We start from the raw sequence: 23745 nt of genomic DNA on the forward strand, positions 1-23745 counted from the left end.
TTTCGTTATTTTATCCCTTGTAAAACTGATTCTATATAAATCGAAGGATTCATCATCTCGTGGGCAACACGTTCAGATACTTCGAAAATTAAAGGCGCATTAAACCCGATAAACAAAGACACTGCAGCTAAAGCGGCTACTGGTAAGATCAGGGCTACTTTCCCAGAGCTCACAAAAGGGGCAAAGTGGTCAATTTCTTCGCTATTGGGTTTGGGTAAATCCTTCCAAAACACTTCGGACCAAATACGGGCTACGATAAACAAGGTTATAAAGCTCGCAAAAATCAATGTCCCTAGCAAGACATATTGTTCCAATCGAAAGGCTTCTTGAAAGAGCATGATTTTGGGCCAGAATCCTGATAAAGGAGGGATTCCTACCAGTGAGAACAAGATCACGGCAAAGAGAATCGACAATTTCGGATAATCTTTATACAATCCTCCTAAGCGGTTGATGTCTTGAGTTTCTCTAATCTTTTGAATTAACCCACTCATCATAAACAAATTACTCTTGACAATTACATCGTGAATCAGGTAGAAGATCACCCCTACGAAGGCTAATTCGGTATACAAACCAAAACCAGCAATGAGGTATCCGATATGACAGACAATAAAGTAAGAAAGAATACGTCGAATATTTCGCTTATTGATTGCGCCGAGGGCACCGCTGATCATTGTTAGGATGGCAATGACAACAAATACACCAAGGAGAAAGTCATCGGGTTGGAAGACAATAGTAAACACGCGAAACATGGAGTACACTCCCATCTTGGTAAGTAATCCGCCAAAAATAGCCCCAATAGCTGAAGGTGGCGTATGATAAGAGGAAGGCAACCAGAAATACATCGGGAATACAGCAGATTTGATTCCAAATCCAACGAAGAACAACAAGGCTGTGACAGTTACAAGTCCGCGATTTTCTACAATTGCTACTTGATGTGCAAGATCGGCTATGTTTAAGCTTCCAGTAATTCCGTAAAGGATTCCGATGGCTGTTAAAAAAATGGTTGAGGCCAACATATTCATTGTAACGTACTTGACTGCGGATTCCATTTGTCTCTTCTTTCCCCCTAGGGTTAGCAAAACAAAGGAAGAGATAATCACCACCTCGAACCACACATATAAGTTGAAGATATCTCCAGTTAAGAAGGCACCTAACAATCCCATGATGAGGAAGTGAAAGATGATGAAGTAACCGTATTTTATACGGCTGATATTAATAGCGGACGTAGAATAGATCCCTACGGCCAAAGCGACTGTTGCGGTTAATAAAACCATAACGGCACTTAACGTATCAGCTACGAATGTTATTCCAAAAGGCGCTTTCCAGCTTCCGAGTTGTAAGGTAATAGCGCTGTGCTCCCAAGTGGCTGTAAACAAATTCCAACACAGGAGAAACGCAATACTATTTCCAACGATGCTTATTATTTTTTGAATTTTGACGTTTTTCCAAAAAATCAACAACACAACCGCTGTAAACATATGAGCAAATATGGGCGCTAATATGAAGTTTGAAATCATATATCTAAATCTTGAATATTAAGGGAATCTAAGTCGTCTGTTCCAGTAGTACTGTACACTTTATTCAGTAAAACAATGGCGAAAGCAGTTAAGCCAAAACTGATTACGATTGCCGTTAAGATAAGTGCTTGGGGCACTGGATCAGCATAAGCATCAAAAAACTGGGTGTGTTCTTCATCGATTATAGGTGCTTTTCCTTTGGTTAGTTCCCCCATTAAAAAGATAAGGATATTCGCTCCATTTCCCAGCATCATCAATCCTAAGAGCAATTTAACCATGCTTCGTCGAAACATGAGATAAATACCGGCTGAATACAATATCCCTACTAAAGCGACTAGTAATAATTCCATGTATAGGTATCTTTAATCATTAAACATTTTCTGCGATTGTAAAGAGGATGGTCAATACCACGCCAATTACAACCAAATACACGCCAATATCAAAAAATAGGGCAGTTCCTACGGCTCCGATAACGGCTACAGATTCGGCGAACCAAACACCTGTCATCACGGGTAATCCCACAAAAACAGGGACAAGTGCACTGATAATTGAAATCGACAACCCCAGCCCGATCAAACGCATTGGTGAGAACTGAAACAGCGCTAAGGTTTGTTTTGTACTATAGGCGAAGGAGTGTAACACAAAGGCAATGGAAGCGATTAATCCGCCGACAAAGCCACCTCCTGAGAGATAATGTCCTCGTAATAATACAAACAAAGAGAACAAAATCAGCAAAGGCAATAAATAATTCGTTGCCGTTCGCAGGATTGTTGAATCCAATACTTGATTCTTATTCGGAGATTTCTTCATCTTTCTTTCCGTATTTTAGTAGACCATATACACCTAATGCAGCGATGGAGAGTACGATGGTCTCAATTAATGTATCAAATCCTCTAAAATCAACGAGAATCACGTTTACCACGTTTTTACCTTTTGCTAGCACATAGGCATTTTCAGCGTAGTATCGACTAATTTCTTTATCTGCTGGAGACACTAGGGCTTGGAGGGTAATCAACGATATTAAAGCGCCAAATGCGATAGATACGACAGCATCTCTCACTTGTATTTTTCGGTTACTGAGTTTGAGGAAACCGGGTAGTTTAAACAAAACCAATACAAAGAGCACCACCGTTAGGGTATCAATTGCAAATTGTGTCATGGCTAAATCGGGTGCACCGTAGAAAACGAAGATCAAACAGATACAGTAGCCCACAACTCCCGTTGCTGCGATAGCAGACAAACGCGAAGGCGTATTGATGGCAAAGAAAATAGCTATTACCGTAATTAAAAATACGACTAATTCGTACACTCTAAACTCAGATAATCCTTCGGTATTCACGCGCAACGGCACATCGGCGAATAATTTATACCCGACAAGTCCGATGAAGAAAACGATTATCACCATCAAATACAAGCGGAGGTAGCCACTTTGGAACAAGCGAGTATAAGCATAGGCAAAAAGCCTAAACTTCTCGATGGCGTAACCGAAAATATGTTGAGGCGAAACGTTGCAAAAGCGCGACATAACGTCTAGGGAGTTTTTGTATCCCTTAAAGGCAAAATACAGAGCTGTACCTCCAATGATAGTTGCTCCACTCAGGGCTACAATCTCATTAAAGCCGTGCCATATAGCCAATTCCATTTCAATAGGTTTTCCACCGATAGCACGTACAACAGATCCGAGGATTTCCACGTTGACGAATTGAGGGAGAAGTCCAAAAATCAAACTCAATGCAGCCAGTACCAAAGGGGGCAGCCACATTTGAATAGATGGTTTAGGCACCTCTTGGCAAGCTTCTTTCACTTTGCCGAAGAATGGTTTGATTCCCACGAGGAATCCCGAAGCCGTCAGGAATACATTGGTCACCACTGCGGCAATGGTAAACACCAAGGCCCAAGGATTAATAGGATAATTAAACGTGGCGTCGTAAATAACTTCCTTCCCTATAAAACCAAATGTGAGGGGAATTCCTGCACTTGATAGGGCGGCGATCAAAGCGGCAGTAGCTAGTGCTGGCATTGCTTTGTACAATCCTCCCAATTGATTGATATCACGGGTATGTGTTTGATGGTCGACGGTTCCTGTAACTAAGAAAAGCGTTGCTTTGTACAAAGCGTGTACTAAAATAAAAATCGCAGCGGCATAAATAGCATTTTCTGATCCTACTCCAAGTAGAAAAACGATCATTCCCAGGGCAGAGATAGTTGTATAAGCTAATATTCCCTTCATATCCTTGCGGAAGACTGAGTGTATTGCGCCAAATAACATCGTTATACCGCCTATTAACTGTAAAGTGGTATTCCAATACAGGTGATCCCCTAAAATAGGCGTAAAACGCGCTAAAAGATATATTCCTGCTTTCACCATAGTTGCAGAATGCAAGTAAGCCGACACAGGTGTTGGGGCTTTCATGGCACCGGGCAACCAAAAGTGGAAAGGAAATTGGGCAGATTTTGTAAAAGCTCCCATGAACAAGAAGAACAACAAAATGCCATAAGAGCTGTGTTCTTTTAAGAATTGCGATTGGGTCAGTAATTCGTGAATGGAATAGGTTCCTGCAATACTGCCGACTACTGCGGCAAAAGAAAGCAAGAAAAACCCACCGAGACCTGTAATTCCGAGTGCCCAAAGTGCACTTTTTCGCGAGTCTTCCTCTTCGTTATTAAATCCGATCAGGAAAAAGGAAGTAATACTGGTCAATTCCCAAAATACAAATAAGGTAATTAAGTTATCTGACAGTACAACCCCTAACATGGCGGCCATAAAAAGTCCGAGAAACGAAAAAAACCGGTGAATATAAACATGTCCTTTTAGATAGTATGAGGCATACCAATAGACGAGTGTTCCAATTCCTGTAATCAAGAGGGCGAACAACAAAGCTAATCCATCTAGCTTGAAGTCAAAAGCAATACCCAAAGAGGGTACCCATTCATTTCTAAACATTACTATTTCCTTTCCAGACTTTATTTGTGGTATAAAGGATAGGAAATAGACAAAAAGACCGAACGGTAGTAAAGTTAATAATCCTGTAAACTTAGAACGTCCTAAACCCTTCAGGAAAAGTGTACTAAAAGCTAGTACAAAAGTGAGTAAAATAATTAATAGCATAAATGAGCTTTATTTCTCTTTTTCCGAATATTTCAACTGAGGGTAAATATATAAAAAAATCAAAAAAAAACTAGAAAAAACCAAGAAATGCGTCTTTATTTAACAAAACTATAACCATTTAAAAGCAGGTATATCCATAAAAAAAGCGAGATTGAAAAATCTCGCTTTACAGGCTTAGTTAGTTAACATTTGCCACAATCTATCTTTTAATTCTTGCAAACCTTGATTAGCAACTGCCGATATAAACATATAGGGCACGCCTTGTAAAGTTTGATCGAGTTCTTCTTTCATCTCTGCTTTTAGCTCTTCGTCGAGCATATCAGATTTAGTAATCACCAAAAGGCGGTCTTTATCGAGCATTTCAGGATTGTATCTTCTGAGTTCATCCAGCAAAATCTCATATTCTTTTTGGATATCTTCTGCATCAGCAGGAACCATAAATAGAAGGGTTGAGTTTCGCTCAATGTGGCGCAAGAAATAGTGACCTAAGCCTTTTCCTTCTGCTGCACCTTCAATAATTCCAGGAATATCAGCGATTACGAACGATTTAAAATCGCGGTAAGCGACGATTCCCAAATTGGGTTTCAAAGTTGTAAACGGATAATCTGCAATTTTGGGTTTAGCTGAAGTTAAGACAGACAACAAGGTTGATTTTCCTGCATTGGGAAAACCTACTAACCCTACATCTGCCAACACTTTTAACTCGAGGATAATGTCTAGTTCTTGGCCAGGCATCCCTGGTTGAGCATAACGAGGCGTTTGATTTGTAGACGTTCTAAAGTGCCAGTTACCTAACCCTCCTTTACCCCCTTTTCCTAAAATGCGCTTCTCATTGTGTTCGGTAATCTCAAAGAGAACTTCTCCTGTTTCTTTGTCTTTTACAACAGTACCCAAAGGCACTTCGATAACTTTATCTTCTCCGTCTGCTCCTGTACTTCTTGAACTTCCTCCATCTCCTCCGTGTCCCGCTTTAATGTGGCGCATGAATTTTAAATGGTACAATGTCCATAGCCCTTCATTTCCGACAATATAGACATGACCTCCTCGTCCACCATCTCCACCGTCAGGACCTCCTTTTTCAATAAATTTTTCTCGGTGCAAATGCGTAGAACCTCTTCCACCTTTTCCTGAGGCTACATAAATTTTTACGTAGTCTACAAAATTCCCTTCAGTCATCTTTTATTTTATTACCTTGTCTTTGTATTTGTCTTTCGTTTGCAAAAGATCGATTAGATCAAGCGGTCAATCACAGCGCTTAATCGCGTTGTAATTTCTTCAACGCTACCAATTCCATCTACGGAATTGTAACAGTTTTTTGCCGTATAGTACTCAATTAATGGCGCAGTTTTTTCATTGTATTCTTCATAGCGACTTCTGATGATTTTCTCATCTTGATCATCTGCTCTTCCACTTGTTTTTCCGCGCTCGAGGATACGTTGCACCAAAACATCGTCATCAGCTTCTAAACCAATTGTTCCTACAAAACGAATGTTTTTTTCTTTTAATAAAGCTTCTAAAGCTTCTGCTTGTTGAATGGTACGCGGAAATCCATCAAATAAAAACCCTGCTTTATCCATGTTTTTCTCTACCTCATCTGCAAGCATATCAATTGTAATAGAATCTGGGACTAATTCTGCTCTATCCATAAAGACCTTGGCCTGTCTTCCTAATTCTGTTCCGTTTTTTAAGTTATAACGAAATACATCTCCAGTAGAAATATGAGTTAAATTGTATTTTCCTTTTAGAAATTCTGCCTGAGTACCTTTACCTGCACCAGGTTTTCCAAATAAAACTATTGCAATCATGCTACTATACTTTATTTATGCTGTTACTGTTTATTATTCTTTTATCTGATAGATAGCCGGGATATTTCTTCCATGCTTGTCATAATCCATACCATATCCTACGATAAATTTGTTCTCAATTTCAAAAGCGACATAGTCCAATTTAATATCTTTGGTATAGGCTTCTGGTTTTAAACACAAGGTACAGATTTTCAATTCTTTTGGACGTTGTTGTTCGAAAAGCTTTTTCAAGGCTACCAACGTATTTCCAGTATCTACAATATCTTCAATGATAATTACGCGGCGATCCGTTACGTCAATATCTAGTCCTAATAACTGATTGACTTGATTTGTCGATTGGGTTCCAATATATGAAGCCATCTTGACAAAACTCATTTCACACTCGCCTTTATAGTGCTTCACTAAATCGGAAACAACCATAAAAGATCCATTCAAAACACCAATAAAAACTGGCGTTTCTCCATTCATGTCTTGCAGTATTTCACTTGCGATCTCTTTGAGTCTCTCTTGAATTTGTTTTTCAGAAATGAAAGGAACAAAAGTCTTGTCTAAAACTTGGATTTCCATAAACAATTGAATTGATAATTTGCAAATATACAAAAAAGATACACCACATTTATACACCTTAGGTAATGAATTCCAAACAAATTCATAGTGAAATTCGAAAAATTACTTTGAATAACAGCTCCCAAGACGGTATGTTAACCAATAGTTAGGGGCAAATCTGAACAAAGAAAACAAGCTAGAAATAAATATTTCCCCTCTTCTTCGGTTTTCCAATCATTAACAGCAGTAAGATTCCCTCTCGCAAATACCGCATTTTTTTTTCCTTGGCACAACTAGGGAAGAGCTTTAGTACTATGTAAGGATAGTGCCTAAAAAAAAACGTAGCGCTTTCTACAAACGCTACGTCTAAAACAAACTAATTCAATCTAACTCTAAAACCAAAGCTAATAAGTTTTATTGTTAAGATTACTTTTTATACACCAGATCAAGGGCATATATTATTTTTTAATACAATATACCTTAATTATATTGTTTCAAATATAAGTTAATTTTTTAACTAACCAAGCGGTATTTTAAGTTTTTTTTCACACTACTATTTTTCTATTATCTCGGTTTGTATCTCCCCTATCCTCATAAAGTTCAATAAAACCAGATATTAGATACTACTTACCTATTCCCGCTATGCATCGATCAAGCGGTTATTTTAATTCTTTAGGGGTTGTTTACTGACTTTTTTTGTTGGGACTATATGTTCACCATTTGAATTAGTATATCTTTGCACAAACACAATTACAACAACACAATGAATTATTATTCAACTGATTTTCGCTTGGGAATATTAGGTGGTGGACAACTGGGAAAAATGCTTTTGTACGACACCCGCAAGTTTGACATTGCTACTTTTATCTTGGATCCAAGTAAAGAGGCGCCAGCACAATATGGTGCACATCAATTTTTTCAAGGGGATTTAATGGACTATGAAACGGTATATCGCTTTGGAAAAAAAGTAGATGTTTTGACCATTGAAATTGAAGGTGTTAATTTGGATGCCTTAGATCAATTACAACAAGAGGGAATAAAAGTATACCCTGCGCCTGAAACGTTGCGTTTGATTCAACACAAAGGCAAACAAAAGGATTTTTATACTTCTCATAACATCCCTACAGCGCCCTATACACGTTACGCAACTAAAGAGGCACTACAAGTCGCAGTCAATGAAAATCGCATTGCCCTTCCTTTTGTATGGAAATCGGCTCAATTCGGTTATGATGGCAATGGAGTAAAAGTGGTTCATTTGGTTGAAGACCTAGCGGGATTACCGGAGGTGGAGTGCATTGCAGAAACAATGGTTGCCTTCAAAAACGAATTAGCGGTTATTGTAGCTCGTTCAGCCTCTGGTGAAATTAAAACATTTCCCGTTGTAGAGATGGAGTTTCACCCTGAAGCAAATCAAGTGGAATACGTGATTTGCCCAGCGCGCATTGATGAAAAAGTAGCGGACAAAGCAAGAGCAGTTGCACTAAGTGTCTCTGAAAAATTTAATCATGTTGGTTTATTGGCGGTTGAGATGTTTCAAACGCAAGAGGACGAAATTCTAGTTAACGAAGTAGCACCACGTCCACACAATTCAGGCCACTACTCGATAGAAGCAAGCTATACCTCACAATTTGAACAACATATTCGCGCTATTTTAGATTTACCATTGGGTAATACAGACAGCAAAGTAGCGGGCGTCATGGTTAACCTAGTAGGTGCTGAAGGATACACAGGACAAGTATATTACGAGGGCATGAACGAAATTCTTGCTATTGCAGGTGTTACCCCTCACATCTACGGAAAACAAGAAACCAGACCTTTCCGCAAAATGGGGCATGTTACCATTGTGAATAGCGATATGGACAAAGCGCGAGCAATCGCACAACAAGTGAAAGAAACCATCAAAGTAATCAGTCAATAAATTATGAAAATAGCTGTAGTAATGGGCAGTATCTCAGATATGCCTATCATGCAAGACGCCATCGATATTATCAAAGAATTTGGCGTTGAAGTAGAAGTAGATATCGTTTCTGCACACCGTACTCCTGAAAAATTAGTTGAGTTTTCATCTCATGCACATAGCAGAGGTATTCAAGTAATTATCGCAGGTGCAGGCGGAGCCGCACACTTACCGGGTATGGTAGCGTCTATGTCTCCCCTTCCCGTGATTGGAGTACCAGTAAAGTCAAGCAATTCAATTGATGGTTGGGATAGTGTACTTTCTATTTTGCAAATGCCAGGTGGTGTACCTGTTGCAACCGTTGCATTAAATGGAGGTAAAAATGCAGGTTTATTGGCTTTGCAAATTTTGGGAAGCCAAAACCAAGAACTCCAACAAAAAATGATCGCTTATAAAAACGGACTGAGAGAAGCTGTTTTAAAAGCAGCGGCAACGCTAAAACAATAGTAAAAACAGTGATACACACGTATCAATTAAGATAAACTAAACCAGTAGTTCTACGAGCTGCTGGTTTTTTTTTGCCTAAGTTCAAGCACACAAGATTAAATTTTACTTGTACGAAAGAGTCGATCCCATAAGGTAGTATAAAAACCGAAATTTGTTTGGGGATCTAAGTGATGTCTATTGTGAAAACTCGCTGTTCCCAACCAACTCACCCAGCCTTTAGTTCGCAAAGCTCTAACTTTATTAAAGTGACCTATGGTTCCCCAAATCACGTTGATTATCAAATAAATACCAACCGCAACATAGTGAAAGGGATATACATAGAGAACGACAAGAAGCATAGCTCCAAATCCAAGAGCTTCAAACGGGCTCAACACAAAAAGACTCAATGCATTTACCCCGATATGTTCGTGGTGCTTTTGATGAATAAAGCGATACAACAACTTAGCATGGGCTAGTTTGTGAAAACAGTACATCAGGAAATCGACAATCAGAATCAAAACTAACAATTGAATCAGGACAACGCCCCACTTTGGTGCGGTAAAATCGACGATCAAATAGCCCTGTTTCCAGGTAAAAGCACCCAAGACAAAAACCAATACGTTACAGCCCCAAGTCGAGAGTACAGCCCACACATCAGATCGTACAATAGGTTGAACGTCGTTGACCTCAACGCTATTCTTTCGCAACCTATGCCAAATTACATAGAGAGACAAAGAGGCTAGTATCAAAGCTAAATTCAGCACTGCTCCTAAAGCTGTGATAACTTTGAAATCACTGTGAAATAACTGTTCGATTTGACTCATGTAATTCCTATTTATAAAAAAAATCCTTGCTAAACAACAAGGACTTCTTCATCTATTTTGTTTTCTTAGCCTCGATATACTGACTAACTGTTTTAATTTCTTGTTCCTTTTTCTTCGGATAGATCAATAGAATGTCTTCTTTATCCACGACAATATAATCACTTAATCCGTCAATTATCACACGTTTTCCTTTATCTGATCTCACGATGTTATTGGTAGCATCATTGAAATATACGTCTGCATTAACGACTGCGTTATCTGAGATATCTTTGGGTAGCTTGTCGTAGAGCGACCCCCAAGTACCGAGGTCATTCCAATCAAAGGTCGCTGGCAAAACGTAAACGTTATTCGCTTTTTCCATTACCGCATAGTCGATAGAGATATCTGCTGCCTTGGAGTAATTTTCGTCTATAAAAGCCTTTTCTTGATCGGTATTAAGTAAATCATACCCCGCGTCAAAAAGCTCGCTCATTTCGGGCTGAAAATTAGAAAAAGCATCTAAGATCGCACTAACACTCCACACAAAAATACCCGAATTCCACAAGAAGTGTCTACTTTGGATGAACTTTCTCGCCGTGACGTAGTCTGGCTTTTCTCTGAATTGAACTACTTTTTTAATTGGTCTTGAGTCTAGTTTATTGAATTCAATATAGCCGTATCCCGTATTGGGAAAAGTAGGGAGTATACCCAAGGTCATCAAGACTTGATCTCTTTCGCACACATCAAAGGTACGTTGTAAATTAGAGACAAATTGAAGTTCATCTTCAATCCAATGGTCGCTAGGTGCAACTACCATTACCGCATCAGGGTTGAGCTTTTTTATCTTCATCGCTGCGTACAAAATACACGGTGCAGTATTTCGCATGGCAGGTTCTAGTATTATATTAGTAGATGCTACAGCTGGCAATTGTTCTTGAACGATTGTTTTATAATTCTCATGCGTCAAGATCAAAATATTTTCTTTTGGGATTAACTGAGACAATCGCATAAACGTTTTCTGGATCAAGGTTTCCCCTGACCCTAACATATCGTGGAACTGTTTGGGGAATTCTGGAGTACTAACTGGCCAAAAACGCGAACCAACTCCTCCCGCCATTACAACAGCATAATAATTCGAACTCATACTATTCTTCTTATTGTTTTACAACATAATGTGTCATCATTTCAACTTCGGCGTTTGCCTTGAAGACAAACAATCGCCCTGTTGCTACTTCTAAACACTCAAATCGTTTTACTCGTAAAGGACCTCGTTTAAACACCTTGCCATTATGCGTTTTGAAATGACTTCCCAAGGGTATTTCATATACAAAACACTGGTTAGTGCCTTTTTCTACTGCATCATACATGCGCATTGCGATAGACAAGCGCTCATCAGTATCGCTACTTGCAGCGGGATTTCTAAAGTGATTGGCCAATAAAGGCAACAATCGATCTGGAAAGACCTCTGGTCGTAAAAAAGGCAACATGAGTAAGCGAAACGTTTGCTTCCACTCCACACCATGCGGTTTGATCGTTCCTCCATACTTCTGAAAAGCTACTAAGTGTGCAATTTCGTGAATTAACGTCATCAAAAAACGGTAAGGATTGAGATTGGAGTTGATCGTAATCAAGTGTTTGCCGTCGAATCCTCTCGTATAGTCACCGTGTCTTGTTACCCTTTCATTCACAATTTTCAGGTGAATGTGGTAGTGTTTAATCAATTCAAAAGCTGCATCTAAAGCTTGTTCTGGTAAATAGGGTTTGAGTATCGTAATCAATCTATTGTTTTTTTAAGGGGTGGTACTCGAAGCTTGCAGTACTTTACCATTAAAATATTTATTTCCCGTAAGTGCGAAATCACAAATGTATTCCCCAATTTCTTCAGGCATTAAAGGCGCTTGATAACCCGGAAAGGCTTCTTCTAACATTTCCGTTTGAACAGCTCCTAAGGCAATTACATTAAAAGAAATCCCTTTCTCTTTGTATTCTTCCGCGAGGAGTTCGCTCAAAATAATCACTGCTCCTTTACTCGAGCTATAGGCAGCTAATCCGCCAAACTTCATTGTCCCTTGCACACCTCCCATACTGCTGATAGTCACCACATGGCTATTTACAACAAAATAGGGAATACACAGTTGAACCAAACGAGCCAGTCCAAATACATTTACTTTATAAACCCACTCGAATTCATCTTGTGTTATTTCTTCAAAAGGCTTATTCACTAAAGCACCAGCATTGTTAATCAAAATATCTACATGCCCCCATTGGGTAGCGACATAGTCTCTTACTTGCTGCAAATCTGCTTCTACTGTCAGATCAATTTCCAAACAAGTTACATTTTCAATCGCTGCTAATGCAGCAGCTTTTTTTCGAGAAACGGCTAAAACTTTATGCCCTTTTTCCGCTAGTATTTTCACTGTTTCTAATCCAATACCGCGGCTTGTTCCCGTAACAATAATATGTTTCATCATTAGTTTTTCAATCTAATTTCACCAGAGGGTAAGTTAATCAATTTTTCTACGACAGGAACAAATTTCGCTGTAAGTTCAGTCATAAAAGGTATATCCATTAGATGGGCTTCGTCCTTGACGTGGTGGTAATATTTGAAGTTTTCAAAATCTGAAGAACTAAACGTCTGACTTGGTATTTTATAGGCTAAATAAAACGGGTAGTTATCTGAGCGTTTAAACAATTGCATTTTTTCTGCTTCTTCAAATCTACCTGCGAGATTTTCGCCTGCTATTTCATTAATTTTAGCGGCTAGGTTGCTCTGGTCATAGCCTGTAATAAAGGTGGTATACTCACGAGTCATCGGCACACCTAACATTTCGAAATTCAGCATAAGCACAACGTTTGCCTCTTCACTTTTTAAGCGATTCGCCAAGTGTTCTGATCCTAAAAGGCCTACTTCTTCAGCAGTAAAAAAGCACACTAACACGGTGCGTTTCATGTCTTTTTGGGAGAGGTTACGCGCTAATTCCAATAGGATACTAACACCTGAGGCATTGTCATTCGCACCGTTAGCAATCGAATCTCCAGCAATGGCCGTTTGAATTCCTATGTGATCGTAATGCGCACCGAGAACCACAATTTCATTTTTCAACTGAGGGTCTTTTCCCGGAATAACTCCAACGACATTCCACGTATTCGCTACCTTAGTCAGTTCATCTTCGTATCGCTCAAAATAAGGTTCAATACCGTATGCTTTCAACTCCTTTGTCAAGTAGGTTGCCGCTTTGATATTCCCTTCTTTTCCTGAGTCTCTGCCCAATAACTCATCAGACGCTAAGTAGTTTAACGTCGTGCTTATGTTTGTAGCGGATACCTCCTCTTTGCGTTGTTCCGATATAGTCGTCGTCGCAGTACAAGAAGCCAAAAAAATTGCTCCTAAAAAACTTATATACTTCACTTTTAACATGCTCCAAAAATACAAAATACACTTCTTATTTTACAGTGTTTTTGCATTAGTTTATAGTAAAAAAACAAAAAAAGCTTGCAAATTGCAAGCTTTTCATTTATTTCCGATGTATTGATTAGGCCAGCATGGTAACTGGGTTCTCAATATAACTTCTCAGCGTTTGTAAGAATTGCGCTCCGGTAGCACCATCGACTGTTCTATGGTCACAAGCCAAAGTAACAGTCATCGTATTTCCAACAACTATCTGACCGTTTTTAACTACTGGTTTTTCAACGATAGCCCCTACAGATAAAATTGCAGAGTTCGGTTGATTGATAATTGATGTAAACGACTGAATACCAAACATTCCTAAATTAGAAACTGTAAAAGTACTGCCATCCATTTCTGCCGGTGTCAGTTTCTTTGTTTTCGCTTTACCTGCCAATTCTTTTACTTTTGCTCCAATGTGTGTTAAAGACATCTGATCTGTAAAAGGCAATACAGGTACCACTAAACCATCTTCTACTGCTACAGCAACTCCAATGTTGATATGGTTATTAAAAATCGTTGCGTTATCTGTCCATTGTGTATTCACTTGTGGGTGTTTACGCAAGGCCATTGCACAAGCTTTCACTACCATATCATTGAAAGACACTTTTGTATCAGGCATTTCATTGATTAACTTACGAGAAGCCATGGCATTATCCATATCGATCTCGATAGTTAAGTAATAGTGAGGAGCTGTAAATTTAGATTCGGCTAAACGACGAGCAATTGTTTTGCGCATTTGTGAGTTTTTCACTTCTTCGAAGCTTACCTCACCAGCAGGGATAAATGGTTTCACCTCTGGCGCAGTTGCTTGAGCAGCTGGGGCAACTGATTGTGCAGGAGCTTGCGCAGTAGCTGGAGTGAAGTTTTCAACGTCGCGTTTAATAATGCGTCCGTTTTCTCCTGTTCCTTTTACTTGTGCAAGGTTAATTCCTTTCTCTTCAGCAATTTTTTTAGCCAAAGGCGAAACGAATACACGTCCTCCATTTGATGATGCCGCAGGCGTTGCTACAACTTCTGCTGCAGGTGTAGCAGCTTTTGGTGCTTCAACAGGGGCAGCTGTTTCTGCTGGAGTTGCGACAACTCCACCATTTTTTGCTCCTTCTACTAGGGCCGTAACATCCGTCCCAGCAGGACCTAAAATAGCTAAAACGCTGTCAATAGGCGCTGATTCACCTTCTTGAATTCCTACATATAAAAGAGTTCCTGCTTCAAAAGCTTCAAATTCCATTGTTGCTTTATCTGTTTCGATCTCTGCTAAGATATCTCCCTCTTCTACTTTATCACCTACCTTTTTTATCCAGCTTGCAACAGTACCTTCCGTCATTGTATCACTTAAACGGGGCATTGTGATTACTTTTACTCCCGCAGGAATTGCTGCTGGAGCAGGGCTAGCCGTATTTTCAACTGCTTTAGGCGCTTCTGCTTCCACTGCTTTTTCAGCAACAGGAGCTGATCCACCACCTAATAGTGCAGTGATATCTTCACCTTCTTTTCCAATAATAGCAAGAAGCGAGTCAACTGGAGCAGCTTCTCCTTCTTGTAATCCAATGTATAACAATGTACCTTCATAAAAAGATTCAAATTCCATTGTTGCTTTGTCTGTTTCAATCTCAGCAAGGATATCACCTTCTGAAACCTTATCTCCAACTTTCTTTAACCAAGCCGCAACAACACCTTCTGTCATGGTGTCACTTAAGCGAGGCATTGTAATTACTTCTGCCATATTATTTTATTATAATCTATGAGGTAAAAAAGGGTAATTTTCTTGATCGTACACCACGTCGTACATCACATTAAGGTCTGGGAACGGAGATTCTTCAGCGAATTTCTCACATTCAGACACTAAATCTTTCACGCGTTGATCCATTGCTTCGATTTCGCTTTCTGTAGCGTAACCGTTTGCTTTGATCACATCCAACACTTGTGTAATTGGGTCGATTTTTTTGTACTCTTCTACTTCTTCTTTTGTGCGATAGTGTTGTGCATCGGACATAGAGTGCCCTCTATATCTATACGTTTTCATCTCTAATAAAGTAGGTCCGTCACCACGACGCGCTCTTTCGATCGCTTCGTACATTGCTTCGGCAACTTTTACAGGATTCATTCCGTCAACAGGACCACTTGGCATTTCATAACCTAATCCTAATTTCCAGATTTCAGAGTGATTCGCCGTACGCTCAACAGATGTTCCCATTGCATATCCATTGTTTTCAATAATGAACACCACTGGCAACTTCCAGTTCATTGCCATATTGAAAGTCTCATGCAATGATCCTTGACGCGCAGCACCATCTCCAAAGTAACACATCGTTACTGCTTTTCTATCAAAATATTTATCTGCAAATGCCAATCCAGCTCCTAGAGGAATTTGTCCACCCACAATACCATGTCCTCCATAGAAGTTGTGCTCTTTAGAAAAAATGTGCATCGAACCTCCCAATCCTTGAGAAGTACCTGTTCCTTTCCCTAACAACTCCGCCATAATTCTTCGTGGATCAACACCCAATCCGATTGGTTGTACGTGATTTCTGTATGCTGTAATCATTTTGTCTTTTGACAAATCCATTGCGTGTAAAGCTCCAGCCAAAACCGCTTCTTGCCCATTATACAAATGTAAGAACCCTCTTACTTTTTGTTGAATATATAAAGCTGCAAGCTTGTCTTCAAACTTTCTCCAAAATAGCATGTCTTCATACCACTTTAGATAAACTTCTTTTGTAATTTCTTTCATATGACTTTACTTTTCATGAGTAGAAAACCTACTCTAAATACAGACTTTGCTAAATACCCACTATTACTGTGGATAGGCAAAAATAGCACATCTACCTTAGATTGAAAAATTTATTTGAAGTATTTTAAATTAGAACAATTATTCTTTATATTTTTTAAGAAAATATTTAATTATCCTCGAACATTTCCTCTTAACAATACTATTAAATTAAGGCATCGACTTGGTTTGAAACCAATTATTCACAGTAGATTCAAGCTTTTTATAACAAAGATGTAGAAGAAGCAAAGGACGTATTCATTTTCTAAAATTTACCAAGAGGATCAAGTAGATCTTTCTATGAGCAACGACCTTTTGCAAACGTTCTTTCTCAGGGGCCTCTATTGGTAAAAAAACTAAGCCCTTCTGGAGATTATCTCTTCAAAGGGCTCAATTCACGCTTAAAATAAAATATAATTAGGTAATTACTTCGGTATAGGTATTCCCAAAGCGATCAGTTACCATAACGGTAATGTTTTTCGCTTGGTCTGAGGGGCAAAACAAAAACATATGATCAGTCAATCCTGGCTCCACCCATTTTCGTTTTACGGGTAATTTAGGTCCTTCGTGCAGTTGCATACTCAAGGGATCTTTGGCTCTAACTCGGACCAAGGCTCCTTTTTCTACGCCATCTTCCAGCCAAACCCCTGTCCAATGTTCATCCCAATTCCAAATATTTACACTCCAATTGCCTGGGAAGTCAGGGTGTTCATCTTTTTTATACACCCTAAATTGGGTTTCCTTAGGAAGTCCTATTCCCTTGTAGTACCAGCTAAGTGCTGCACCGTTGACTTCGTATACCCCATAGCCACTCGGCGTTCCATCTTGACAAATCGGACCACTCCACCAAGCACCACAAACTGTGCCATGGCAATGTTCGTATAGGTTGTCATTCAGTATAATATTTTCATTAAAATGAGTATGTCCAGACATGAGATGCGCGTGATAAGGCGCTAGCAAGTTGTACAAATGCTTGCGATTACTAACCATAGCACCGAGTGATTTCTCGGCAGGATAGCGTTCGAAATGCCTTGTAAAGGACGGAATATGTTGAAATACAACTACCGTACTCCCATGGGGCACAAGAGCGAGGTCTTGCTCTAACCACGCCAACTGGTTTTCGGTAATATATCCGATATACTCTTTGTCTTTTCCGATAAAAAACACATCGTTAAGCACAACATAATGAACGAGTCCGCGGTTAAATGAATAGTACTGTGGCCCATACATTGTGGTAAAAGTAGACGCAGATTTTTCGTCACTTCGCTGTTCTAAGTCCGCATCGTGGTTTCCGAACACTTGAAAAAAGGGAATTCCCGTTTGTTGTACCGCTTGATTGTATTTGGCCGATAGTTGATGTTGATCCCAGATCAAATCACCACATCCCACGCCAAAAACATGGGGGCTATTCAACTGCTTTACTGTTGCTAGCGTATCAGGTACAGTCTCACTCAACAATTGCTCTGCTTCTTCCTCTTTTTGGATTTGCGGATCTGCCCAAACAATAAAATGGTGTTTATAATCAGATTCTTTTACTGGTTCGAGGGCAAAAAAATGTGGACTCGTCTGCTTTTGTTTTTGTATTTTTTGGAAAAACAAAGCTGAACCATTGGCTTGTTTTTCTATACTATATCCTGCTGGAATTGAAATAAATACAAACTGCGATTGAGGAGCAGACTGGAAGCTGTAACTTCCAGCGGCATCCGTTTGGACTACTTGATATCCATCAGAAACCACCACTTGAGCTAATCCCTTGCCATGAACAGTCACTTTACCCGTTACCCTCACGCTTTTTAACTCATCCCCACTCTCATTAGTGGTAGAATTCAATATTCCTGCTGTAGCCTCTTGAAGAGGAAGGATAGAAACGGCTCCCGCTGTTAGGGCGACATTTTTTAAAAATTTTCGTCTTGAGTTCATCGTTTACCGTTTAATTTTGCCACCAAATTTTCACATTTATATCATCTCCCCCCATCTTCTGCACTTGTAGTTGGTAATTGGTTTTGTTTTTTGTTCGAATATCCAACGGATACGGGAAACGTGAAGGCATTTGTCCGTCATTCATCATGGCATTCGTTTGAGGTAATTTAGGAAACCCCGTACGTTTATATTCAAACCACTGCTGATAATCATTCATATACAAAGCGTAATACTTTTGCAGCATAATTCGCTCCAAGGTTCCGTCGTATTCCGTATTTGGATTAGCGAAATAATCTAGAGGAACTTCGGTTTCATGGAATTTCATTGCGGCTTCAACCCCGCGTCTATAAAACTCTTCCGCCCCAGTTATGTATCCTTTTTGCGCTAATTCTGCTTGTATAAATAAAATTTCTGCATAAGTTACTAGAGGCGTTTTAGTCGGATTAGCTGCCATTTTATTGTTCAGGGTAGAAGCTTCATAGTCAAACTGCCCATCGGATCCTTCAAATGCACTTGGAATTCCTTTATAGCCAATATTCACTTTCTTCTTATTTTCCATTCTCGTGGCTTGTGTTGCAAATACAGGCAGACGCGGATCTTTAAACGCATTTAAATTATCGATGAAAAAACTAGCCATTTTCTTGTTTAATGTAAAATCTTGAATACGGCTCCAAGGTGATATATTCGGCGTTACCCCCGTAATGATCAAGGTTGCTTCTTCTTCAGAAGATGAAATAATCGGATAAGTAATAGGATCATTTAAAATAGCTAGCATTTTAGGGTAAGCCTCTTTATGGGTTTTATTTGATATACGCAACAACAAGCGCAAGTGCAAGCTATTGGTAAACTTTTGCCATTTAGTCAAATCATTGTTAAACAAAATGTCTTGATAATAGACCATTCCCCTTTTTGTATCATATAAGCTATTGGCGCGAGTTAAATCAGCCAATAGGCTATCGTATATTTTTTCTTGATCATCAAAAGCGGGGTAAATCAACCCTTCACCACCTTTACCTGCATCGAAGTAAGGCACATCGCCAAACAGATCCACAAGATTCGACGCCATCCACACGCGCAGGGTAATTCCGATAGCTTCATAATTGCTGTCTTTCGTGCGAACCGCTGCTTGTTCAATATCTTTTGCCGTTTTCATCCAACGGTAGTAGGTATTCCACGGAGCAGCCCCAATGTTATCCGACAAATTATAGTGCTGAATACCATAGGACGATTGCGGAAAAGTCACAATATCCTGCATTAATTCACTGTTGTATGACCAGCTGCGATACATATTGCTCGTTGCAACTTCGTAAATCAACGGATTTAATAAGGTTCCTGGACTGATTTCTTGTAGTCGATTGGGATCGGTATTGGTCTCGTCAAAGGTAGTTGTACAACCGACAAGTTGTAGAGCAAAACAAGCGAATACGCTCACGTACAACAAAGAAAGTATTTTATTTTTTCGCATAATTAAAATTCTAATTTAAGGTTAAACCCATAGGTTGCAGGTGAGGGTAATTGCCCCATCTCTACACCAGGCATCATAGATCCTCCATTTAACGCCGCAGTTTCGGGATCAAAAATGGGAAAGCTCGTTAATGTTGCTAGGTTTCTTCCAAACACAGATACAGATAATCGCGTCATTTTCAATTTATCCAATACTGATTTAGGGAAGTTGTATTCAATACTCACATCGCGAACTTTCAAGTAAGAAGCATCAAAACTATTGGATTCCAAATTGGCTCTTCGATAGTATTCACCGTAATATGCTGCTGGATTGACTTTGGTCGTATTTGGAGCGAATGTACCGTCTTCGTTACGCACAACTCCCTCACCAATGATAAAGCCTTCCTCTCTTCCATATAGGGTATGTCCTAATTTTCCTTGTTCAGACATTTTATGGTGGGTTTGAGAATAAACTTTTCCACCATAGGAACCATCTAAGGTAAAGCTCAATGTGAAGTTTTTGTATTTGAACGTATTGACCCAACCCGCAGTCCAATCGGCATAAGCACTACCGATATACTCTACTTCTTTGGATTGTTCAGGCAATCCTTTATCTGTATAGACAATTTGACCTTCGTCATTGCGTACAAATTTATAACCATATAAATCCCCCGTGGTTCCTCCCACTTTACCTATAATTTGAGCAGTTCCTGATTCTGCAAGTACTTGTTGGTCTCCTCCTTCTAAATCAGGTGATAAAGACAATATTTTATTGTTGTTCTTCGCCCAGTTTAGCGTGGTATTCCACGTAAAGGATTTTGTTTTAACTGGTGTTGCGTTTACCACAACCTCAATACCGCGATTTCGAACCGTTCCTGCATTTACAAAGGCTCTTGAGTAGCCTGTTACTAGATTTAGTGGTATGGTAATGAGTTGATTTTTCGTTTTAGTTTCATATAATGTTAAGTCGAATCCCAATCGATTTTTAAACATTCTGTGTTCATATCCGATTTCAAAACTCTGAGTTCCCTCCGGTTTCAAATCGATATTGTGCAATGTCGTTGGTGCTGTAGCTGAACTTGGAAATTCGCTGTTTTCATAATACAATTTTGTTTTATAAGAAGACGTTCCATTTCCAACATCTGCATAGGAAAAACGCAACTTTGAGTAATCAATCGCGTGAGGTAAAACCAAGATATCGCTTAGCACTACACTTGCATTAAGAGAAGCATACATGAACGACCAGTTCATCTCAGGCAAACTACTCGACCAATCGTTTCTCAGCGTACCGTCTAAAAAGATCATATTTTTATACCCTACGGATGCCATTCCGTACAGGGAGTTTACTTTTAGGTTCTCATCTGCAATTTTTGTACTGGGCTTGTCTTTACCATTGGCAATCATATACACCCCAGGCGTTACCAATCCTCTTACCCAACTCGCATTGCTATGCCATTTAGAGTCGCGCATATTCCCTCCTAATGACAATCCATAGGTAAAAACATCGCCTTTATCTTCTGTATAGCTCAACAAGAAATCGGTGTTTATTTCGGTAAAATTAATCTGCTGTGTTTTAAAATAGCCTTCGCCAAACTTGGTGGTATTGTATGGACGGCGCTCTTCGCGTTTGTCTGCTCTTGAATTGATAGCTCCTCTTAACATCAACTTTAATTTAGGAGCTAAATCAATATCAGTAGACAAACTACCTACGATGGTATTGGCATTTACTGCATTGGTTGTCTCGTAGGCGATTAAGTATGGATTTTCGATATAGGAACTAAATGGGTGAATTTGCTCCAATTGATATTTGTCTTTTTTCCAAATAGGTCTGTACCAATCCAAGTCCACATTGGGATTTTGGAAGATCATAAAGTAACCAATGGTGTGATTCCCATATCCTGTACCCGGCAAATTATCACTACTTCTGTTGCTATAGCTAACATTTGAGTTTACAGTTACCCCTCTTGCAATTTCGTACTTGGCTTTAGTTGCAATAGTGGTGCGATCAAATCCAGTATTAGGCATGATCCACTCATTCTTAGAATGTGTAATTGTAGCGCGAATACTTCCTTTGTCATTTCCACCAGAAAGCCCTAAGGAGTTTGTAGTCGTTAAACCTGTTCTCCAAAAATCTTTAATGTTATTTTTATAAGGTCGCCACAAGGTGCGTTCTTCACCTTGACCTTCTGTGGTTGGGTCATACTGAAAGTAGTATTGTCCATCAAATTTAGGTCCAAATGCACTACTCGTACTTCCTGTATTAGCTCCATCTTCAGAGGTACCATAGGAATAGAATGGATCTCCGTCTTTATTAAAACTCTTTCCCGATCCTTGTCCGTACTGGTATTGATAATCGGGCCAATGTTGAATCACATCAAAGCTGACGTTTGAATTGAAGCTAACCCCCAATCCTTTGTTCTTTTTCCCTCCGGATTTAGTGGTGATCATCAACACCCCATTTCCAGCTCTTGATCCGTATAAGGCTGCTGCACCAGGTCCCTTTAAAACGGTTATACTTTCGATATCATCTGGATTAAGATCAGCAATTCCATTTCCATAATCAACAGGTGCATCATCGCCAATATAGGCAGTTTCAGATCCACTCGACCACAAGTCACCACCTACAATCACACCGTCAACAACAATCAAGGCTCCATTAGCTCCTAAATTAACAGAGCGATCGCCTCTAAGCTTGATCTGAGTTGAATTCATCGGACCTGAGTTAGAAGACAACATAGTCATCCCAGCGACCTTTCCTTTTAGTTCGTCTGACCAGTTATTGGAACGTGCGTGATTTAATTCTTCCCCATTGAGCGTTTGTTGGGAATACCCCAACTGTTTTTCTTCTCTTTTAATTCCTAAAGCCGTAACGACTACTTCGTTTAATACACTTGTGGTTTCTTTTAGTTGTACGGTTAGAAAGTTTAGATCGCCCACAGATAAGGTTTGGGTTTCAAAACCTAAAAATGAGATCTCCAAAACAGTCGTTTTCAAATCATCATACGGCAGGCTAAATTCTCCCTCCAAATTGGTTTGCACCGCTTTTCCCGTAGTCAAATTGCGAATCACAGCTCCTGGTAGAGCTAAGTTTTGTTGATCGACAACTTTTCCACGAATGACATTTTGTTGGTTAGCTGAGGCGGAAATCTTCTGCCCTTGAAACTGATCTTCTCTAGCATAAAGTGTAGCTGTAGAAGAAAACAGCATGGCGCTAAGTAAAAAAATTAGGCTTGTTGTATTGCGCTGATTTTTTTTCATACTAAGGTTGAGTAATTAATTCATTTTATGCTGACAAAACAAATCAATTCTATTCTTAAGCGCAATTAAACTCAATTAAGCTATGGTTAACCGATGTAAACTTTTAGTTATGAAATTTTGGAAATGGAAAGGATCAGAACAAAAGAGAGACCACAAAAGACAAGCATCTTCCATGAAATTAAAACAACTCTAAATCAAGCGGTAAACTAGGCATTTGCAGTAGTAAGGGTTTGAAAAAAGATCTCGCCCATTGCGATTACGAATGGATAAAAGGTAACATTAAGCTAACAAACCACAAGAACAAGCACGTATATTAGGAAAACATCAACAAACTGTTAAACCAATCTAGAAGGAAAACCGCTAGGTAAGGAATAGGACATAAAAAAAAGCCCCGTGCTTTCGCACAGGGCTTTTCGTTATATAGCGTTAATTAAGCATCTCCTTTGGGACCAAAATTAATGGGTGGCATCATCGGATTATTCGTTGATTCATAATCCTTAATTTCTCCATTTGACTGTTCAAACCTATGGATATTATCTTCCAGTGCTTGTAAAAGTCGCTTTGCATGTTGTGGAGTTAAGATAATTCTCGACTTCACTCTTGCTTTTGGTACTCCTGGCATAATGTTTACAAAATCGACAACAAATTCAGTGTTTGAATGATTGATTATTGCCAGATTTGAATAGGTTCCTTCTGCCGTAACTTCATCCAATTCAATGTTGAAGTTATTTTGTTCTTCAGCCATG

At 39.3% G+C, this 23745-nt stretch carries 20 protein-coding genes; 2 read left to right on the top strand and 18 right to left on the bottom strand.

Going from position 1 to position 23745, the window contains the following annotated elements:
• Positions 1 to 5: 5 nt before the first annotated feature.
• The 7 genes from H4K35_RS07505 to hpt all read right to left on the bottom strand — a co-directional run bounded on the left by H4K35_RS07505 (position 6) and on the right by hpt (position 6998).
• Entirely contained in the window at positions 6 to 1517 is a 1512-nt protein-coding gene (locus H4K35_RS07505) for a proton-conducting transporter membrane subunit (protein ID WP_182626758.1), read from the bottom strand.
• A complete protein-coding gene (locus tag H4K35_RS07510; RefSeq protein ID WP_182626759.1) occupies positions 1514 to 1867 on the bottom strand; it encodes a Na+/H+ antiporter subunit C in 354 nt (117 codons plus the stop codon). The genes H4K35_RS07505 and H4K35_RS07510 overlap by 4 nt, the downstream gene beginning before the upstream one ends.
• Before the next feature lie 19 nt (positions 1868 to 1886).
• Positions 1887 to 2327: a Na+/H+ antiporter subunit B gene (locus H4K35_RS07515; protein WP_182626760.1), complete on the bottom strand. Its 441-nt coding sequence runs from the start codon at positions 2325 to 2327 to the stop codon at positions 1887 to 1889.
• Positions 2308 to 4626, bottom strand: coding sequence for a putative monovalent cation/H+ antiporter subunit A (locus tag H4K35_RS07520; protein ID WP_182626761.1), 2319 nt, complete (start codon positions 4624 to 4626; stop codon positions 2308 to 2310). Before H4K35_RS07520 ends, H4K35_RS07515 begins: the two co-directional genes overlap by 20 nt.
• A 174-nt stretch (positions 4627 to 4800) precedes the next feature.
• Positions 4801 to 5802 carry a GTPase ObgE gene (gene obgE, locus H4K35_RS07525; protein WP_182626762.1) on the bottom strand — a complete coding sequence of 334 codons (1002 nt, stop codon included), beginning with the start codon at positions 5800 to 5802 and terminating at the stop codon, positions 4801 to 4803.
• A 53-nt stretch (positions 5803 to 5855) separates the two neighbouring features.
• Positions 5856 to 6431: an adenylate kinase gene (locus tag H4K35_RS15780; protein ID WP_255492396.1), complete on the bottom strand. Its 576-nt coding sequence runs from the start codon at positions 6429 to 6431 to the stop codon at positions 5856 to 5858.
• Between the two features lie 33 nt (positions 6432 to 6464).
• Positions 6465 to 6998, bottom strand: coding sequence for a hypoxanthine phosphoribosyltransferase (hpt, locus tag H4K35_RS15785; protein WP_255492397.1), 534 nt, complete (start codon positions 6996 to 6998; stop codon positions 6465 to 6467).
• 742 nt (positions 6999 to 7740) lie between these two features.
• Between hpt and H4K35_RS07535 the strand changes: the two genes are divergently transcribed.
• Both H4K35_RS07535 and purE read left to right on the top strand, forming a co-directional pair.
• Positions 7741 to 8895, top strand: coding sequence for a 5-(carboxyamino)imidazole ribonucleotide synthase (locus tag H4K35_RS07535; protein WP_182626763.1), 1155 nt, complete (start codon positions 7741 to 7743; stop codon positions 8893 to 8895).
• A 3-nt stretch (positions 8896 to 8898) separates the two neighbouring features.
• A complete protein-coding gene (gene purE, locus H4K35_RS07540; protein ID WP_182626764.1) occupies positions 8899 to 9381 on the top strand; it encodes a 5-(carboxyamino)imidazole ribonucleotide mutase in 483 nt (160 codons plus the stop codon).
• A gap of 95 nt (positions 9382 to 9476) precedes the next feature.
• Here purE and H4K35_RS07545 read toward each other — a convergent pair whose 3' ends face one another.
• The 11 genes from H4K35_RS07545 to H4K35_RS07595 form a co-directional block, all read right to left on the bottom strand.
• Positions 9477 to 10184: a sterol desaturase family protein gene (locus tag H4K35_RS07545; protein WP_182626765.1), complete on the bottom strand. Its 708-nt coding sequence runs from the start codon at positions 10182 to 10184 to the stop codon at positions 9477 to 9479.
• A gap of 52 nt (positions 10185 to 10236) precedes the next feature.
• Positions 10237 to 11307: a mannose-1-phosphate guanylyltransferase gene (locus H4K35_RS07550; protein WP_182626766.1), complete on the bottom strand. Its 1071-nt coding sequence runs from the start codon at positions 11305 to 11307 to the stop codon at positions 10237 to 10239.
• A 10-nt stretch (positions 11308 to 11317) separates the two neighbouring features.
• The gene (locus H4K35_RS07555) at positions 11318 to 11941 is read right to left on the bottom strand and encodes a SprT-like domain-containing protein (RefSeq protein WP_182626767.1); all 624 of its coding nucleotides are present in this window, start codon (positions 11939 to 11941) and stop codon (positions 11318 to 11320) included.
• A gap of 12 nt (positions 11942 to 11953) precedes the next feature.
• Entirely contained in the window at positions 11954 to 12631 is a 678-nt protein-coding gene (locus H4K35_RS07560; RefSeq protein WP_182626867.1) for an SDR family oxidoreductase, read from the bottom strand.
• 2 nt (positions 12632 to 12633) lie between these two features.
• Positions 12634 to 13581, bottom strand: a complete 948-nt coding sequence (locus H4K35_RS07565; RefSeq protein ID WP_182626768.1) for a M28 family metallopeptidase — start codon at positions 13579 to 13581, stop codon at positions 12634 to 12636.
• Positions 13582 to 13696: 115 nt separating this feature from the next.
• Positions 13697 to 15334: a pyruvate dehydrogenase complex dihydrolipoamide acetyltransferase gene (locus tag H4K35_RS07570; protein ID WP_182626769.1), complete on the bottom strand. Its 1638-nt coding sequence runs from the start codon at positions 15332 to 15334 to the stop codon at positions 13697 to 13699.
• A 9-nt stretch (positions 15335 to 15343) separates the two neighbouring features.
• Positions 15344 to 16342 carry a pyruvate dehydrogenase (acetyl-transferring) E1 component subunit alpha gene (gene pdhA / locus H4K35_RS07575; RefSeq protein WP_182626770.1) on the bottom strand — a complete coding sequence of 333 codons (999 nt, stop codon included), beginning with the start codon at positions 16340 to 16342 and terminating at the stop codon, positions 15344 to 15346.
• A gap of 453 nt (positions 16343 to 16795) precedes the next feature.
• Positions 16796 to 18298, bottom strand: a complete 1503-nt coding sequence (locus H4K35_RS07580; RefSeq protein WP_182626771.1) for a calcineurin-like phosphoesterase family protein — start codon at positions 18296 to 18298, stop codon at positions 16796 to 16798.
• Positions 18299 to 18308: 10 nt separating this feature from the next.
• Complete coding sequence (locus H4K35_RS07585; protein ID WP_182626772.1) at positions 18309 to 19763, bottom strand: SusD/RagB family nutrient-binding outer membrane lipoprotein; 1455 nt, start codon at positions 19761 to 19763, stop codon at positions 18309 to 18311.
• Positions 19764 to 19765: 2 nt separating this feature from the next.
• Positions 19766 to 22999, bottom strand: a complete 3234-nt coding sequence (locus tag H4K35_RS07590; RefSeq protein ID WP_182626773.1) for a SusC/RagA family TonB-linked outer membrane protein — start codon at positions 22997 to 22999, stop codon at positions 19766 to 19768.
• 430 nt (positions 23000 to 23429) lie between these two features.
• The gene (locus H4K35_RS07595; protein ID WP_182626774.1) at positions 23430 to 23744 is read right to left on the bottom strand and encodes a DUF3467 domain-containing protein; all 315 of its coding nucleotides are present in this window, start codon (positions 23742 to 23744) and stop codon (positions 23430 to 23432) included.
• Position 23745 lies beyond the last annotated feature (1 nt).

It is taken from the genome of Myroides sp. NP-2 (assembly GCF_014145665.1).
Classification (GTDB): domain Bacteria; phylum Bacteroidota; class Bacteroidia; order Flavobacteriales; family Flavobacteriaceae; genus Flavobacterium.

What these genes read in the sequence shown, in the direction of transcription:
- H4K35_RS07505 (WP_182626758.1), bottom strand. Translation starts at nt 1,517, where the DNA reads ATGATTTCAAACTTCATATTAGCGCCCATATTTGCTCATATGTTTACA.
- H4K35_RS07545 (WP_182626765.1), bottom strand. Translation starts at nt 10,184, where the DNA reads ATGAGTCAAATCGAACAGTTATTTCACAGTGATTTCAAAGTTATCACA.
- H4K35_RS07595 (WP_182626774.1), bottom strand. Translation starts at nt 23,744, where the DNA reads ATGGCTGAAGAACAAAATAACTTCAACATTGAATTGGATGAAGTTACG.
- H4K35_RS07515 (WP_182626760.1), bottom strand. Translation starts at nt 2,327, where the DNA reads ATGAAGAAATCTCCGAATAAGAATCAAGTATTGGATTCAACAATCCTG.
- H4K35_RS07565 (WP_182626768.1), bottom strand. Translation starts at nt 13,581, where the DNA reads ATGTTAAAAGTGAAGTATATAAGTTTTTTAGGAGCAATTTTTTTGGCT.
- pdhA (WP_182626770.1), bottom strand. Translation starts at nt 16,342, where the DNA reads ATGAAAGAAATTACAAAAGAAGTTTATCTAAAGTGGTATGAAGACATG.
- H4K35_RS07590 (WP_182626773.1), bottom strand. Translation starts at nt 22,999, where the DNA reads ATGAAAAAAAATCAGCGCAATACAACAAGCCTAATTTTTTTACTTAGC.
- H4K35_RS07580 (WP_182626771.1), bottom strand. Translation starts at nt 18,298, where the DNA reads ATGAACTCAAGACGAAAATTTTTAAAAAATGTCGCCCTAACAGCGGGA.
- H4K35_RS07560 (WP_182626867.1), bottom strand. Translation starts at nt 12,631, where the DNA reads ATGAAACATATTATTGTTACGGGAACAAGCCGCGGTATTGGATTAGAA.
- H4K35_RS15780 (WP_255492396.1), bottom strand. Translation starts at nt 6,431, where the DNA reads ATGATTGCAATAGTTTTATTTGGAAAACCTGGTGCAGGTAAAGGTACT.
- H4K35_RS07535 (WP_182626763.1), top strand. Translation starts at nt 7,741, where the DNA reads ATGAATTATTATTCAACTGATTTTCGCTTGGGAATATTAGGTGGTGGA.
- H4K35_RS07520 (WP_182626761.1), bottom strand. Translation starts at nt 4,626, where the DNA reads ATGCTATTAATTATTTTACTCACTTTTGTACTAGCTTTTAGTACACTT.
- H4K35_RS07570 (WP_182626769.1), bottom strand. Translation starts at nt 15,334, where the DNA reads ATGGCAGAAGTAATTACAATGCCTCGCTTAAGTGACACCATGACAGAA.
- H4K35_RS07585 (WP_182626772.1), bottom strand. Translation starts at nt 19,763, where the DNA reads ATGCGAAAAAATAAAATACTTTCTTTGTTGTACGTGAGCGTATTCGCT.
- hpt (WP_255492397.1), bottom strand. Translation starts at nt 6,998, where the DNA reads ATGGAAATCCAAGTTTTAGACAAGACTTTTGTTCCTTTCATTTCTGAA.
- H4K35_RS07550 (WP_182626766.1), bottom strand. Translation starts at nt 11,307, where the DNA reads ATGAGTTCGAATTATTATGCTGTTGTAATGGCGGGAGGAGTTGGTTCG.
- obgE (WP_182626762.1), bottom strand. Translation starts at nt 5,802, where the DNA reads ATGACTGAAGGGAATTTTGTAGACTACGTAAAAATTTATGTAGCCTCA.
- purE (WP_182626764.1), top strand. Translation starts at nt 8,899, where the DNA reads ATGAAAATAGCTGTAGTAATGGGCAGTATCTCAGATATGCCTATCATG.
- H4K35_RS07510 (WP_182626759.1), bottom strand. Translation starts at nt 1,867, where the DNA reads ATGGAATTATTACTAGTCGCTTTAGTAGGGATATTGTATTCAGCCGGT.